This is a genomic window from Streptomyces sp. NPDC057253, from assembly GCF_042669125.1.
Classification (GTDB): Bacteria; Actinomycetota; Actinomycetes; order Streptomycetales; family Streptomycetaceae; genus Streptomyces.
Window position 1 is genome coordinate 46,526 of record NZ_JBHUXV010000022.1, and the last position, 13,386, is coordinate 59,911.

Annotated in this window: 18 protein-coding genes; 17 read left to right on the top strand and 1 reads right to left on the bottom strand. The window is 70.5% G+C overall.

Going from position 1 to position 13,386, the window contains the following annotated elements; translation table 11 throughout:
- The first annotated feature begins 10 nt into the window (after positions 1-10).
- The 4 genes from ACFULQ_RS14905 to ACFULQ_RS14920 all read left to right on the top strand — a co-directional run bounded on the left by ACFULQ_RS14905 (position 11) and on the right by ACFULQ_RS14920 (position 3,103).
- The gene (locus ACFULQ_RS14905; protein ID WP_383543160.1) at positions 11-241 is read left to right on the top strand and encodes a hypothetical protein; all 231 of its coding nucleotides are present in this window, start codon (positions 11-13) and stop codon (positions 239-241) included.
- A 119-nt stretch (positions 242-360) separates the two neighbouring features.
- Positions 361-546: a DUF6257 family protein gene (locus tag ACFULQ_RS14910; protein WP_383543163.1), complete on the top strand. Its 186-nt coding sequence runs from the start codon at positions 361-363 to the stop codon at positions 544-546.
- Between the two features lie 86 nt (positions 547-632).
- Positions 633-2,714 carry a cell division protein FtsK gene (locus ACFULQ_RS14915; RefSeq protein WP_383543165.1) on the top strand — a complete coding sequence of 694 codons (2,082 nt, stop codon included), beginning with the start codon at positions 633-635 and terminating at the stop codon, positions 2,712-2,714.
- Positions 2,715-2,902: 188 nt separating this feature from the next.
- Positions 2,903-3,103, top strand: a complete 201-nt coding sequence (locus ACFULQ_RS14920; protein WP_383543168.1) for a helix-turn-helix domain-containing protein — start codon at positions 2,903-2,905, stop codon at positions 3,101-3,103.
- Positions 3,104-3,306: 203 nt separating this feature from the next.
- Here the strand turns inward: ACFULQ_RS14920 and ACFULQ_RS14925 are convergent, their stop codons facing one another.
- Positions 3,307-3,738: a hypothetical protein gene (locus ACFULQ_RS14925; protein WP_383543171.1), complete on the bottom strand. Its 432-nt coding sequence runs from the start codon at positions 3,736-3,738 to the stop codon at positions 3,307-3,309.
- Between the two features lie 46 nt (positions 3,739-3,784).
- Between ACFULQ_RS14925 and ACFULQ_RS14930 the strand changes: the two genes are divergently transcribed.
- From ACFULQ_RS14930 to ACFULQ_RS14990, 13 genes are all read left to right on the top strand, one after another.
- A complete protein-coding gene (locus tag ACFULQ_RS14930) occupies positions 3,785-4,168 on the top strand; it encodes a holin (protein ID WP_383543174.1) in 384 nt (127 codons plus the stop codon).
- On the top strand, positions 4,165-4,689 hold the full coding sequence (locus ACFULQ_RS14935) for a hypothetical protein (protein ID WP_383543177.1): 525 nt from the start codon (positions 4,165-4,167) through the stop codon (positions 4,687-4,689). Before ACFULQ_RS14930 ends, ACFULQ_RS14935 begins: the two co-directional genes overlap by 4 nt.
- Before the next feature lie 240 nt (positions 4,690-4,929).
- Positions 4,930-5,478, top strand: coding sequence for a hypothetical protein (locus ACFULQ_RS14940; protein WP_383543180.1), 549 nt, complete (start codon positions 4,930-4,932; stop codon positions 5,476-5,478).
- Positions 5,459-7,033: a hypothetical protein gene (locus tag ACFULQ_RS14945; protein ID WP_383543183.1), complete on the top strand. Its 1,575-nt coding sequence runs from the start codon at positions 5,459-5,461 to the stop codon at positions 7,031-7,033. The genes ACFULQ_RS14940 and ACFULQ_RS14945 overlap by 20 nt, the downstream gene beginning before the upstream one ends.
- Before the next feature lie 12 nt (positions 7,034-7,045).
- A complete protein-coding gene (locus tag ACFULQ_RS14950; RefSeq protein WP_383543185.1) occupies positions 7,046-8,518 on the top strand; it encodes a phage portal protein in 1,473 nt (490 codons plus the stop codon).
- The gene (locus ACFULQ_RS14955; RefSeq protein WP_383543187.1) at positions 8,515-9,591 is read left to right on the top strand and encodes a hypothetical protein; all 1,077 of its coding nucleotides are present in this window, start codon (positions 8,515-8,517) and stop codon (positions 9,589-9,591) included. The genes ACFULQ_RS14950 and ACFULQ_RS14955 overlap by 4 nt, the downstream gene beginning before the upstream one ends.
- 46 nt (positions 9,592-9,637) lie before the next feature.
- Positions 9,638-10,402, top strand: coding sequence for a hypothetical protein (locus tag ACFULQ_RS14960; protein ID WP_383543190.1), 765 nt, complete (start codon positions 9,638-9,640; stop codon positions 10,400-10,402).
- 18 nt (positions 10,403-10,420) lie between these two features.
- Positions 10,421-11,275 carry a P22 phage major capsid protein family protein gene (locus ACFULQ_RS14965; RefSeq protein ID WP_383543192.1) on the top strand — a complete coding sequence of 285 codons (855 nt, stop codon included), beginning with the start codon at positions 10,421-10,423 and terminating at the stop codon, positions 11,273-11,275.
- Positions 11,276-11,293: 18 nt separating this feature from the next.
- On the top strand, positions 11,294-11,659 hold the full coding sequence (locus tag ACFULQ_RS14970; protein WP_383543195.1) for a hypothetical protein: 366 nt from the start codon (positions 11,294-11,296) through the stop codon (positions 11,657-11,659).
- A gap of 1 nt (position 11,660) precedes the next feature.
- The gene (locus ACFULQ_RS14975) at positions 11,661-12,002 is read left to right on the top strand and encodes a hypothetical protein (RefSeq protein WP_383543197.1); all 342 of its coding nucleotides are present in this window, start codon (positions 11,661-11,663) and stop codon (positions 12,000-12,002) included.
- Between the two features lie 9 nt (positions 12,003-12,011).
- Positions 12,012-12,575 carry a hypothetical protein gene (locus tag ACFULQ_RS14980; protein WP_383543199.1) on the top strand — a complete coding sequence of 188 codons (564 nt, stop codon included), beginning with the start codon at positions 12,012-12,014 and terminating at the stop codon, positions 12,573-12,575.
- A complete protein-coding gene (locus tag ACFULQ_RS14985; protein WP_383543201.1) occupies positions 12,572-12,982 on the top strand; it encodes a DUF6093 family protein in 411 nt (136 codons plus the stop codon). The genes ACFULQ_RS14980 and ACFULQ_RS14985 overlap by 4 nt, the downstream gene beginning before the upstream one ends.
- Entirely contained in the window at positions 12,982-13,383 is a 402-nt protein-coding gene (locus ACFULQ_RS14990) for a hypothetical protein (protein ID WP_383543204.1), read from the top strand. Before ACFULQ_RS14985 ends, ACFULQ_RS14990 begins: the two co-directional genes overlap by 1 nt.
- Positions 13,384-13,386 lie beyond the last annotated feature (3 nt).

Consider the following 13,386-nt stretch of genomic DNA (forward strand, 5'->3'; position numbering starts at 1 on the left):
GGAGAAACTCATGTACCTGACCCGCGATCAGGCCCTGGCTGAAGCCGGCAGGGCCGCCGCCAAGGCCAAGCGGCTCGCCGAGTACGCCGAGGGCGCCGCCCACAGCGGCGACCCCAACCAGTACATCAAGGCCACCCGGTTCGCCGAAGCCGCCAGCGTGTGGGCCGACACCTCCCGCGCCTACGCCGCCCTCGCCCAGGCGCTCCCCGAGACGGCCGACGACACCACCGAGGAGTCCTGACCCATGGCCGAGACCAACCCGGAGACCGGCAGCGAGATCGAGATGGAGGACGACAGCGACTACACCGTCACCTTCTCCATGACCCTGCCCGACACCGACAACACCAAGGAGTCCTGACCATGGCCAAGGACATCAGCTTCCGCGACTTCACCCTCGGCGAGAAGGCCCGGGTCGTCGCACTCGTCGCCCGCATGGGCAAGCGCGGCTTCGCCGATGACGGCACCGGAAACGTCGACCTGAGCGACCTCAAGAAGCGCGTCGAGCGCATCGAGAAGACGGCCGAGCGCCGCAAGAACGGCAAGTAGCTCGACCCCGGGGACGGCGTCCTACCGCCAAGCAGCCCGCCGTCCCCGGGCCTCCCAACCCCAGCAAGAGGCAGGAAGCCCCCAGCATGACCGACATCCTGATCAAGCCGCTAGAGGACGCCTTCCAGGACGCCCAGGACGCCACCGAGGACGTCGAAGCCGTCGACCGTCCCGACAACCCCCTCGCCGACTGGCTCACCGTCCCCGACGCCCCCATCCTCCCGGCCTGGGCGCGCAACTGGGCCTCCGTCCGCGCCAACAGCGGCGCCTTCGTCAAGGTCACCTGGTGGCACGCCCGCTACCACGCCGTGCGCAGCCCCAAGTACGCCGTCAAGGTCGTCGGATACTCCGCCCGCGGCGCCTACCGTGGCGGCCGACGCCTGTGGCCCGTCCTCACCGCCGACGACCACACCCGCACCGTCAAGGCCCTGCGCGCCCAGACCCGCGACAAGCCCGAAGACGAAGCCCTCGCCCTGCGCTACCAGGTCGCCCACCGCGAGCGCACCGAAGCCCGCAGGTGGCGGTGGGGCGCCGCCCTCGGCCTCGTCTCCGCGGCGGCCGTCGCCCTCAACTACGCCGCCCTCGGCCTCCAGATCGCCGCAGGCTGCATCGCCTGCGGCGGACTCACCGCCATCGGCTGGTCCGACGAGGCACAGATCCTCGACCACGGCACGCCGCCGCTGCGCATCGCCATGGACTCCCAGCAGCTCAACGACGCCCTGCGCGCCACCGGCCTGCTCAAGCCCGGCAAGGGCGACGACGAGGGCCCCAAGGTCAACTGCGTCATGGGGCCGCTGCGCGACGGCAACGGCTGGAGCTGCATCTTCGACCTGCCCAAGGGCGGAGGGAAGACCGCCGCCGACGTCCTCGCCAAGCGCACCGCCATCGCCGCCGAGCTCGGCGTCGACGAGATCCAGGTCATCATGTCCCGCGTCCGCGCAGCTGCCGGCGGCAACGCGGGCCGCGTCTCCATGTGGGTCGCCGACGATGACCCCTACCTGGCCCCGCCCAACCCCTCGCCCCTGGAGCAGATGGACACCTTCAGCATCTGGGAGCCCATCCCCTTCGGCCAGGACGCCCGCGGCAACCGCGTCACCCTCCCGATCGTGTGGCAGTCCATGTTCTTCGGCGGCCTGCCCCGGCGCGGCAAGACCTTCAGCCAGCGCCTGCTCACCGCCGCCGGCCTCCTCGACCCCTACGTGCGGCACTACGTCGCCGACTTCAAGGGCGGCCAGGACTGGATCCAGATGCGGCAGGTCGCCCACCGCCTGGTCCTCGGCGCCGAAGAAGACGCGATCCTCGCCTTCAAGGCCCTGCTCAAGGAGCTCCTGGCGGAGATGGAGCGCCGCTTCTCCCTCCTGCGTGGCCTGCCCACCTCCATCTGCCCCGAGGGCAAGCTCACCCCCGAGATCGTCAAGCGCTACAACATGCCGTTCATCCTGTTCACCGTCGATGAGCTGCAAGAAGCCTTCCTGGCCGTCGACGACCAGGAACGCGAGGAGATCATCAACGACATGGCGCGCATCGCCCGCCGCGGCCCTGCGGCCGGGTTCGTCTCCAACTACGCCTCCCAGCGCCCCGACGCCAAGTCCGTACCGACCAAGCTCCGCGAGATCATCACCATCCGCTACTCCACCCAGGTCGTCGACCAGACGTCCAGCGACATGGTGCTCGGCAAGGGCAAGGCCGCCCAGGGCGCCGACGCCTCCGTCCTGTCCGAGGAGCACAAGGGCGTCGGTGTGCTGGTCACCGGCCCTGCCTCGTTCGTCACCGTCAAGGCCGACATGCTGGAGACCGCCGCCTTCAACACCATGTGCGCCAAGGGCCGCGCCCTGCGCGAAGCCTGCGGACAGCTCACCGGAGACGCCGCCAGCGACCCGGCCGCCATCGCCGACGCGAGCGGCGTCACCATCAGCCCCGTCCTGTCCGACTGCCTCGCCGTCATGCGGCACAGCGTCAAGATGCACACCGTCGACCTGCTCGCCCGCCTGGAGAACCTCGACGAGGACTACGGCGACTGGGACGCCGAACGCCTCGCCAAGGAGCTCGAAGACGCCGGCGTGAAGCGCACCACCAAGCAGGTCAACATCGGCGGCAAGAACCTCGCCGGATACCGCCGCGAGGACCTCGAAGCGGCCATGCCCGCCGAACTCCTCAACGCCCGGTAGAGGGGGACCCCACTACCAACCCCACTACGAGACCCCCCTCTTGATCCCCACTACCCGGCGAGTGGATCTAGAGGGGGGTCTCTACCGTCGTAGACCCCCCTGTAGTGGGCCCCCACCTGCGAAGTAGTGGGGCTAGAGGGGGTAGAGGATCACCCCCGAGAACCCCGGCAGGGCGGCATCATGGACGCATGAACTCCGCCGACATCCCGCCCGGCTTCTACGGCACCAGCGACGTCGCCAGAGCCCTCGGCATCAAGCCCGCCAGCGTCCGCCTCCTCGTCCACCGAGGCCAGCTGAAGCGCACGGCAGGCACCGAACGCCACCCGCTCTACGCCGCCACAGACGTCGCCGCCCTCCTCGCCAAACGCCGCGAACGCGCCGCCGCTTGACCGCAGGTCAGACAGCGTGTAACGATCTCGGTGAACAACTGTGCCCCGAAGCAGGCACCACAGACGCACACGAAGCCCCGGCCACCACCCCGGCCGGGGGCTTCGTCGTGCCTGGCGACGGTGCGGAAGAGCGGGTCACGACCGCAGGCGGGTGGATACGGCAGCCACCCCGCACCGCCGCCCACAACCCGCAGGAGCCACGCTCAGCACAAGGAGCGGCCAGCGGCCAGCACCTCGGAGATATCCACCTTCAGCCCGTAGCCCAGGTCCTCGTCATCCGCCCAGATAGGCGTGATCGGCGGATACCCCGCCCCCTTCGCCGTCCCGTTCACCGCGTACTCGGGGCCGCCCGCCGGCTCGAACGTCACCTCGCTGCCCGAGCGGCAGCGCAGCGTCCCCGACGCCACGGTGAACGGCCACTCCGAGAACCCGGACTGCACCACCGGCCGCATGTGCGAAGACTCCGCCCCGCCCACCGCCGCCGCTGACGTCGTCGACTCGGCGTCGCCCTCGCTCGCCCCGTCATCCCCGCCGCAGCTGTTGAAGCAGACGAGCCCCATCACCAGCGCGGCGAAACCCATCGCCGCCTTCTCCACGGCCGTGAACGGCCGCCCCGTGCCACCTCTCTCGCCCATCAATCCCCCAAGTCGTAGGCGCAGCACGATACGGACGGGAGACGCCATGCCCAAGCCCAAGCGGCTCCGCGTCTGCAACGTCCCCCGCTGCCCCGAGTACACCCGCGACGGCAAGTGCGACAAGCACCGCCGCGAGGCAGAGCAGGCACGAGGCAGCGCACGAGACCGCGGCTACGGCCAGGACCACGAGGTCCTCTTCCGTAAGCCCGTCCTCCGGCGCGACCCCACGTGCGTGTGCACCGACCAGAGCCACAAGCACGGCAGCCCGTGCGGTGCCCAGTCCCGGCATGCCGACCACTACCCCCAGGACCGCCGGGCCCTGGTCCAGGCCGGCCTCAACCCGAACGACCCGCAGTACGGACGCGGACTGTGCGGCCCGTGCCACAGCAGCGTGACAGCACGGCACCAACCAGGAGGGTGGAACCGATGAAGGACACCAGCGCACGCACCGTCGTACTCAAGCCTGGCGACGTCCTGCTCATCGGCAACATCGGAGTGTCGAGCGAGGACGCACTGGACGCGCTGCACGACGGCTTGCTCAGCCTGCGCCACGCCCTCGCCCTCAGCTCGGTCGCCGTGTTCGAGGAGGACATCAACACGGCAGCACTCGCACCGCTCGCGCCCATGCCTGACGCCATCGTGCTCAGGGTGTTCGACCGCACGACGGTGCCACAGCACCGCGCGGTGCTCACGGCATGGCTGAGCGCGAACCACATCGACCCGAGCACGGTGGCCAGCGACTGGCTGAGCATCGAGCAGGAGGCCGGCCAGCGCTTCATCCGCTACGAGACCTTCCGCCTGAACGACGCCGGCGGCAAGCTCATCGACCCCCGCGACCGGGACAAGGCCTGGACGATCGAGCGCGTGTCACCGCTGGTCATCGACCTGGACCTGCCCGCAGGCCAGACAGTCACGGACCGTGACGAGATCCATGATCACCCCGGGGGGTGACCCCCAACCAAGATCGTCCGGAGGACCGCCGGGGAGGTGGCTCGCCGCATGTACGGGTCTGGGAGGTCGGGGAAGTGCCCCCTCCCGTGACCCTGTGTGACCCCGCTCCGTCGCAATGACGGGGCCGCTGACGTGCCGCAACGGCACGAGGAGAGTGATCACATGGGTGGAATGGGACCGGCACCGAAACCGGCTGGACCAGACGGGAAGGGCGCACGCCGGCGCAACGCCACGATCGCCATGACCCGCCTGCCCTCTGGTGGACGTGAGGGAAAGCCCCCGACATGGCCGCTGCTGGACGACGTCGCGCTCAAGGCCCGGCACTCTGTCCTGTCGGCCAAGGCCGAACGGCTGCGGTACCAGCTGGACGAGGCCGAACCGGGGCCGCGGCGGGCCCGGCTGGAGCGGCAGGTCGACGAGCTCGACATCGAGGTGGAGACCATCGCGCTGCAACTGGCCGAACAGCGCAAGCTGGAGCGGGCGTTGTGGCGGGAGCTGTGGAAGACCCCGCAGGCCTGTGCCTGGGAGCGGCTGGGCTGGACGCGTGACGTGGCTCAGTACGTGCGGTGGAAGGTGCTCGCTGAGCTCGGCAGCCTGGAGGCGGCGAAGGAGGCCCGGCAGCTGTCGGACCGTATCGGTCTGACCCCGCTGGCCATGCTGCGCCTGCGGTGGGAGATCGCCGCGGACGAGGTCGCCGAGCAGCGCCAGGAACGGCCGGCCGCGACCGGGCGTCCCAGTGCTCGGCAGCGCATGAGGGTGGTCGACTCCAGTGCCGTGGCGGGGTCCTGACTATCCGGGTGAGTTCCCCACGCTGGGCTGGCTGGTCGGCGAGTGGATCGAGGAGAACTGCGTCATCCCCGACGGCGACCGCCTCGGCGAGCCGTACCTCCTCACGGACGAGATGTGGAACTTCCTCGTCTGGCACTACCGCATCAAGCCGGAAGCCATAGGTGACGAGTGGCAGGCGGCATGGGCCTACCGCCGCTCCCTGCTGGTCCGCCCGCAGAAGTGGGGCAAGGGTCCGCTGACCGCCGCGATGATCTGCGCGGAAGCCGTGGGCCCGGTCCGCTTCGGCGGCTGGGACGCAAGCGGCGAGCCGGTCGGCATGCCGTGGGCCACGCCGTGGATCCAGGTCACTGCAACGTCCGAGGACCAGACGGACAACGTGTACCGGGCGCTCACCCCGATGATCGAGGAAGGGCCCCTTGCGGATCTCATCCCGGACACCGGCGAGACCCGCATCAACGTGCCCGGCGGCGGGCTCATTGAGCCCGTCACCAGCTCGCGCAACGCCCGCCTGGGGCAGCGCATCACCTTCGCCGTGCAGGACGAGACCCACTGCTGGGTGGAGTCCAACGGCGGGTGGACGATCGCCACCACGCAGCGGCGCAACCTGTCCGGTACCGGTGGGCGCGCGGTGGAGACCACGAACGCGTGGGACCCCTCCGAGCAGTCCGTGGCGCAGCGCACCAGCGAGGCCAAGGCGAAGGACATCTACCGGGACCACCGGATGGCACCGCCCGCGTCGCTGGCGAACAAGGCGGAGCGCCGAAAGGCCCTGCGGGTCGCCTACGGGGACTCGGCGAAGAAGCCGTTCGGCTGGGTGTCGATCGACCGCATCGACGCCGAGATGCTGGAGATCGCTGAGACCGACCCCGCGCAGGCCGAGCGGTACTACCTGAACCGCATCGTGGCCGGCACCGGGGCCTGGATCGACAAGGACCGCTGGGACGCCCGTGCGCTGCCGCAATCGGTCCCGGCCAAGACCCGCGTCGCTCTCGGCTTCGACGGCTCCGACGTCGACGACTGGACCGGCATCCGCCTGGAGACCATGACCGGCTACCAGTTCACGCCCACCTACGGGCCCGACCGGCGCCCAACGATCTGGGATCCGGCCGACTGGGACGGCCAGGTGCCGCGCCTGGAAGTCGACGCGGCGATGGACGAGATCTTCGCCCGGTACGACGTCGTGCGCGGCTACTTCGACCCGCCCTACTGGGAGACCGAGGTGGACGTGTGGGCCGACCGGTACGGAGAGAAGCGGGTGGTCCGCTGGTACACCGCCCGCACCACGCAGGCCCACGCGGCGGCCGAGCGGCTCGTCACCGACGTGAACAAGAAGGACAGCACGTTCACGCACGACGGCTGCCCGACCACCGCGGTGCACGTCGGCAACGCCCGCAAGGCGGCCCGTCCGTCGAACCGCTATGTGCTCCGCAAGGCGTCCGTGGCTCAGAAGATCGACCTCGGCATGTGTGCCCTGCTCGCCCACGAGGCGGCCGGCGACGCGATCGCAGCAGGGCAGGCGGAGCCGCCGCCCACCTACTACGCCTACACGGCTTGAGAGGGGGTGCGCGTGGCTACGGAGGAACAGGCCCGCCGCCTGGTCGACGTCCTCGCGACGGAGCTGACGACCCGGTCGATCGACGTGCTGAAGCACGACCGCTACTACCGGGGCAAGCACCCGCTTCGCTTCGCTTCGGACGAGTTCCGTAAGTACTGCGCGGACCGGTACGCGGGATTCTCGGACAACTGGACGCAGCCGGTCGCCGACAGCCCGGTGGAACGGCTCACCGTCACCGGGGTACAGGTGCCCGGCGAGGTGAAGGCGGACGCCGATCTGTGGGGTGTGTGGCAGCGCAACGGCCTGGACGCCGACAGCCAGCTCGGCTTCCTCGGGGCCGGGAACGCGGCCCGCTGCTTCGTGCTGGTGTGGGGCGACCCGGACGACGAGGACACCCCGTGCGTCACCTTCGAGGACGCCTCCTCCGCGATCGTCCAGTACGAGCCCGGCTCCCGCCGCCGGCGCCGGGCCGCCATGAAGATGTGGCAGGACGGCTTCAGCGAGTACGCCACCCTCTACCTGAAGGACGAGGTGTGGAAGTTCGAGCGGCCGCTGTCTGCGGGTGACAAGAAGTCGCCGCAGATGGCGGAGGCCGACGCGGTGATGGACTCCTGGACACCGCGCGAGATGGGCAGCGAGCCGAACCCGCAGCCCAACCCCATGGGCGTGGTGCCGATGGTGGAGCTGCCGAACCGGCCGCTGCTGGCCTCCGAGCCCGTCTCGGACGTCTCCGGCGTGATCGCCATGCAGGACGCCATCAACCTGCTGTGGGCGCTGCTGTTCACCAACGCCGACTACGCCTCCCTTCAGCAGCGGATCGTCACCGGTGCCGAGGTGCCGAAGGTGCCGATCCTCGACTCGAACGGGCAGAAGGTCGGCGAGCGGCCGATCGACCTCAAGAAGTTCGTCACCGACCGCATCCTGTGGCTGGAGAACCCGGAAGCGAAGATCGATTCCTGGCCCGCTGCGCAGCTCACGGCGTATACCGAGGTGATCGAGGTGTGCGTGGGGCACATCGCCGCGCAGACCCGCACCCCGCAGCACTACCTGGTGGGGAAGATGGCCAACCTGTCCGGGGACGCGCTGATCGCGGCGGAGACCGGCCTGGTGAAGCGGACCGAGGAAAAGCAGCTCTGGTTCGGCCAGGCCCTTCGCGAGGTGTTCCAGCTCATCTGTCTCGCCCGCGGCGAGGACGGCAAGGGCAAGGCCCTGGCCGGGGGTTCGGTGCTGTGGAAGGACCCGCAGTCGCGGAACCTGGCTCAGCTGACGGACTCGCTGCTGAAGCTGAAGCAGATCGGCTTCCCCTTCGAGTGGCTCGCGCTCCGGTTCGGGCTGACGCCGACCGAGGTCACCGTGTTGATGGAGATGCGGCAGCGTGAGGCGGAGCAGGACCCGGTCGCGGCCATGCTGGGCGCCGGCGGGAGCATCCCGCCCGAGGCCGACCCCACTCCGCAGCCTGATCCTGCGGACGGTGGGGTGCCGTGACGGAGCCGCTGACTCTGGCGAGCCGTCACCTCGCACAGCAGCGGCGGATCGCGGCGACGACCATGGCGGCGGCCCTGCGCGAGTGGGGCCTGCTCGACGCCAACCACCTGCGCGCGTCCTGGAGTACGGTCGGGCCGCGCCTGGTCACGGTGCTGACTGCCGGGCAACTCGCGGCGGCGAGCGGCGCGAACGACTACGTCGGCGCCGTGGCGGCTGCCGAGGACGCCGAGGAGGCGGCATTCGCGGTGAACCCGGCCGCGTTCGCCGGGGTCGCGGCCGACGGGCGGAGCCTGGACACCCTGGTGATGCGCCCGCTGTTCACCACCTTCGAGGCCATCCGCGGGGGCGCCAGCACCCGGCAGGCGCTCGGGGCCGGCCGCGGTCTGCTGGCCACGATCATGCGCTCGGAGGTCGCCGACGCAGGCCGCGGCGCGGTCGGCGTCGGTATCGCCGGGCGGCGCACGATCCAGGGCTACGTGCGGGTGGTCCAACCGCCCGCGTGCGCGCGGTGCGTGATCCTGGCGGGCAAGGAGTTCGGCTGGAACAAGGGCTTTCAGCGGCACCCGCGGTGCGACTGCATCCACCTGCCGACCACACTGATCGCCCGCAACCAGAACCGCGGCCGGCTCGGCTCGGACAGCTTCACCCCGACCACCCAGCCCGGCCGCGGCGCCGCCGGATTCATCAACCCGCGCGGCTACTTCGACAGCCTCTCGCGCGCCGAGCAGGACCGCATCTTCACCGTGGACGGCGCCCGCGCGATCCGTGACGGCGCCGACATGGCGCAGGTCATCAACGCCCGCCGCGGCATGTACACCGCCGACGCCTACGCCCGCCGTGTCGCCGCCACCCGCGAGGGCACCACCCGCCGCGGCGCCTTCTACCGCGCAGAGCGGGCCCGCGCCGAGGCCCGCACCGGCACCCGCTTCGCCCGCGACCGCATCGAAGCCCGGCGAGGCCTGCCCCGCTTCGAACTGCGCAGCCCCCGCCTGCTGCCGGAGGAGATCTACCGGCTTGCCACCGACCGCGAGGACGCGATCCGGCTCCTGCGCCGCTTCGGCTACCTGACCTGACCCGGGCGCAACGTCCGGGCCCTACTTCCGCAATGGGAGAGCACCGATGGATCTGTCCACCCTGCCCCGCTGGGCCCGCGCGCACGTCGCGGGCTGGTCCCACCCCTACGCCGTCGGCCCCCTGTCGCCCGTGCTGTATGCCAGCGGCGGCGGCGACGACGAGGACGACGACACCGACGACGGCGGTGAAGGCGGGGACGACATCGACGATCAGGACGACGACACCGGGAACGGTGACGACGACCAGGACGGCGACGACGACGCCGACCCGGAGGGCGCCGACCAGCTCGGCGACCCCGGCAAGAAGGCCCTGGCCTCCATGAAGGAGAAGCTGCGCAAGGAACGCGAGCGGCGCAAGGCCGCCGAGTCCGAGCGCGACCAGATCAAGGGCTCCGGCGCCAACGCCGACGACCCGGAGCGGATCCGCAGCGAGGCCGACAAGGCGGCCACCGCCAAGGCCAACGCCCGGATCGTCCGCTCGGAGATCCGGGCCGCCGCCGCGGGCAAGCTCATCAACCCGCGCGACGCCCTCCAGTTCCTCGACCTCACCCAGTTCGAGGTCGACGAGGACGGCCAGGTCGACGAGGACGACATCGCCGACGCGATCGAAGACCTCCTGAAAGAACGCCCCTACCTGGGAGTTGCCGCAAAGGCACCCGAGGCCAGGTTCCAGGGGACCGGGGACGGAGGCGCCCGCAAAGGGCGCGGCGGGCCCAAGCAGTTCACCGAGCAAGAAGTCCAGAAGATGACGCCCGAGCAGATCGACGAGGCTCACCGCAAGGGTCAGCTGCGCGACTACCTCGGCGGATAGCCACCCGAGAGGAAACTGATGTCCATCAAGCGTTTCCGGCCGGAGATTTGGTCCGCCAAGCTCCTGGTCGCCCTCCGCAAGGAGCTGATCTACGCCGGTCCCGGCATGGTCAACCGCGACTACGAGGGCGAGATCCAGGAGGCGGGCGACACCGTCCGCATCACCTCGATCTCCCGGCCCACGATCGGCACCTACAACCCGAACTCGACGGTCATCACGCCCGAAGAGCTCAACGACGCCCAGCGCACGCTGGTCGTCGACCAGTCGAAGTACTGGGCCTTCAAGGTCGACGACGTCGACAAGCGCCAGGCCAAGGGCGACGTCATGCCGCAGGCCATGAGCGAGGCCGCCTACGCCCTCGCGGACGTCGTCGACCAGTACGTCGCCAACCTGTACACGCAGGCTCAGGCGGCGAACCAGCTCGGCACGGTCGCCGTTCCCACGGGCAACCCGGAGAACTTCTACAAGAACGTCGTCATCCCGCTGAAGGTCGCCCTCGACAACGCCAACGTGCCCCGCCAGAACCGGTGGATGGTCGTACCGCCGTGGCTGGAGGGCCGGGCCCTGCTGGACCCGAACTTCATCAACGCCGACAAGGCCGCCGACCAGGGCGCCGCCCTGCGCAACGGCTTCATCGGCCGCGCCGGCGGCTTCGACATCTACATGTCGAACAACTGCCCCAACCCGACCGGCGACGACTACGTGGTCACCGCGGGCAACAACACCGCGATCTCCTTCGCCGAGCAGATCAACAAGACCGAGGCCTACCGCCCCGAGTCGAGCTTCTCGGACGCCGTCAAGGGCCTGGCGCTGTACGGCGCGAAGGTCATCCGCCCCGAGGCGCTGGCCACGGCCATCGCGTCCCAGACCTGATCAGGAGGTCTCGCCACCATGGCCCGTACCGCTGTCGCGTACAGCAACCTCGTCCCCAACGGCAACCTCGCCGACCCGTCCGGAACGGCGGTCACCTCCGGCGCGGGCAACGGCGGCCAGGTCGCCGCCGCGTTCCCGGAGCTGACGCTGCTGCGCGTCTCCAACGCCTCCGGCGGCTCCGGCACCGCGACCGTCCTCGCGGGTTCCCTGCCCCTGGCGATCGCCTCCGGGCAGGGCAACCTCGCCGTCACCGTCGCCAACGGCGCCACCCAGTGGATCGGCCCGGTGGAGTCCGGCCGCTTCCTCCAGAACGACGGCTCTCTGATCGTGGAGACGTCCGTCGCCATGACCATCACCGCCTTCAAGGTCCCGAGGAACACCTGACATGGCCGAGACGATCTACGTGCGCGGTGAGGGCGGCGGCATCCACGCGATGGACCTGCCGCTGCCCGAGCCGATCGAAGAGCGCCTGCGCAAGGGCATGCTCCAGCGCGTCAACGAAGACGGCAGCCCCTACACCGAGGCCGCCGACGACGAACCCACCGGTGCGGGCAAGGTCCCCGAGCCCGGCACACAGGTGCAGGGCCTCCCGCTGACCGAGCCGTCCAAGACCGCCGTCAAGGCGGACTGGGTGGGCTGGGCCGTCGTCAAGGGCGCCAACGCCGAAGAGGCCGACGGCATGACCAAGGCCGACCTCATCGAGAAGTACGGCACCCCGAGCAGCTGAGGAGGGACCATGCCTCTCCCCTCCCTGGCGACCCCCGAGGACGCCGAAGGCTACGGCTACACGCTGCCCGCAGAGTCCGCGGTCAGCCTGCTCACCCGCGCGTCGGTCAGGATCCGGCGCGCGGCCGGGCAGCCCATCACCCCCAGCACCGTCACCGTCCAGCTGGCCGTCGAGGACGGCTGCGTCGACCTGCCCGCCCCACCCGTGATCGAGGTGCAGACGGTCGCCGCAGTCAACGAGGACGGCACCACCACCACGCTGACCGGCTGGTGGTGGGACGGCGAACGGCTGCGCCTGGTGACCTGCTTCGCGCACCGCGTGCAGGTCACCTACCAGCGCGGCTGGGACCCGCTCCCCGACGGCCTGGTGGAACTCACCTGCTCGGTCGCCGACCGGCTCGCGAACACCCCCAAGGGCATGGAGACCGGCGTGCGCGAGCGGGCCATCGACGACGCCCGCGAGGTGTACGCAGCCGAAGCCACCCAGACGGCCGGCGACCTGCTGCCGGGCGAACTCACCGCCCTCCAGCGGGAACTGGGCGGCCAATGCGTGTGGGTGGTGAGCACGTCGTGAACCTCGACGCCATCCTCACCGCCGGCCGGGCCATGGCCGAGGAACGCATGCGGGACACCGTGCACCTCTACGCGCAGGCCGACGACACCTTCGACCGGACCACCGGCACCACGGTGCCCGGCGCGAAGACCACCCTGTACCAGGGCAAGGCCCGCGTGAAGTCGGTCGCGCAGGCCTCCGGCGAGGACGTCCAGGCCGCCGACCGCGAGGTACGGCTGCTGGAGTACACCGTCTCGCTGCCCTGGTCGACCCCGCTGCCGTCCGGCGTCCGTGTGCTGCCCGGCATGCGGGTGGAGGTCCTGGACTCGCTCGACGCCCGCATGGTCGGCCTGATCCTGTGGGTGACAGGCGTGCAGTTCGGCGACCAGGCCACCGCCTGGCGGATCAAGACGGAGGACAGGTCCTGATGGACAACCGCTTCGACATGTCCGACGTCCGCCGCCTGGAACGCCACCTGGCCCGCAGCATCCCCCGGGCCCGGCGGGACGCGCGCGCGGTCACCATGCGCGGCGCGATGAACATCAAGCGGGACTGGCGCAAGAACGCCCGACAGTCCTCCGGGCGCCACGCCCCCGCCTACCCGAACAGCGTGGGCTTCGACATCGCCAACTACGGCCCGGACATCGTCATGGCGACGATCGGCCCCGACAAGGGCGCTACCCAGGGCGCGCTGGGCAACCTGCTGGAGTACGGCTCGGTGAAGAACCCGCCCCACAACGACGGCGGGCGCGCCCTGGCCGCGGAACTTCCGCAGTTCGAGGCGCAGATGGCGCTGGTCGTCGAACGCGGCCTTGCCTGGGGGATGTGAGCG

Bases quoted from the DNA above. Each gene is read 5' to 3' on its own strand.
- ACFULQ_RS14905 (WP_383543160.1), top strand. From the start codon at position 11: ATGTACCTGACCCGCGATCAGGCCCTGGCTGAAGCCGGCAGGGCCGCC.
- ACFULQ_RS14910 (WP_383543163.1), top strand. From the start codon at position 361: ATGGCCAAGGACATCAGCTTCCGCGACTTCACCCTCGGCGAGAAGGCC.
- ACFULQ_RS14915 (WP_383543165.1), top strand. From the start codon at position 633: ATGACCGACATCCTGATCAAGCCGCTAGAGGACGCCTTCCAGGACGCC.
- ACFULQ_RS14920 (WP_383543168.1), top strand. From the start codon at position 2,903: ATGAACTCCGCCGACATCCCGCCCGGCTTCTACGGCACCAGCGACGTC.
- ACFULQ_RS14925 (WP_383543171.1), bottom strand. From the start codon at position 3,738: ATGGGCGAGAGAGGTGGCACGGGGCGGCCGTTCACGGCCGTGGAGAAG.
- ACFULQ_RS14930 (WP_383543174.1), top strand. From the start codon at position 3,785: ATGCCCAAGCCCAAGCGGCTCCGCGTCTGCAACGTCCCCCGCTGCCCC.
- ACFULQ_RS14935 (WP_383543177.1), top strand. From the start codon at position 4,165: ATGAAGGACACCAGCGCACGCACCGTCGTACTCAAGCCTGGCGACGTC.
- ACFULQ_RS14940 (WP_383543180.1), top strand. From the start codon at position 4,930: ATGACCCGCCTGCCCTCTGGTGGACGTGAGGGAAAGCCCCCGACATGG.
- ACFULQ_RS14960 (WP_383543190.1), top strand. From the start codon at position 9,638: ATGGATCTGTCCACCCTGCCCCGCTGGGCCCGCGCGCACGTCGCGGGC.
- ACFULQ_RS14965 (WP_383543192.1), top strand. From the start codon at position 10,421: ATGTCCATCAAGCGTTTCCGGCCGGAGATTTGGTCCGCCAAGCTCCTG.
- ACFULQ_RS14970 (WP_383543195.1), top strand. From the start codon at position 11,294: ATGGCCCGTACCGCTGTCGCGTACAGCAACCTCGTCCCCAACGGCAAC.
- ACFULQ_RS14975 (WP_383543197.1), top strand. From the start codon at position 11,661: ATGGCCGAGACGATCTACGTGCGCGGTGAGGGCGGCGGCATCCACGCG.
- ACFULQ_RS14980 (WP_383543199.1), top strand. From the start codon at position 12,012: ATGCCTCTCCCCTCCCTGGCGACCCCCGAGGACGCCGAAGGCTACGGC.
- ACFULQ_RS14990 (WP_383543204.1), top strand. From the start codon at position 12,982: ATGGACAACCGCTTCGACATGTCCGACGTCCGCCGCCTGGAACGCCAC.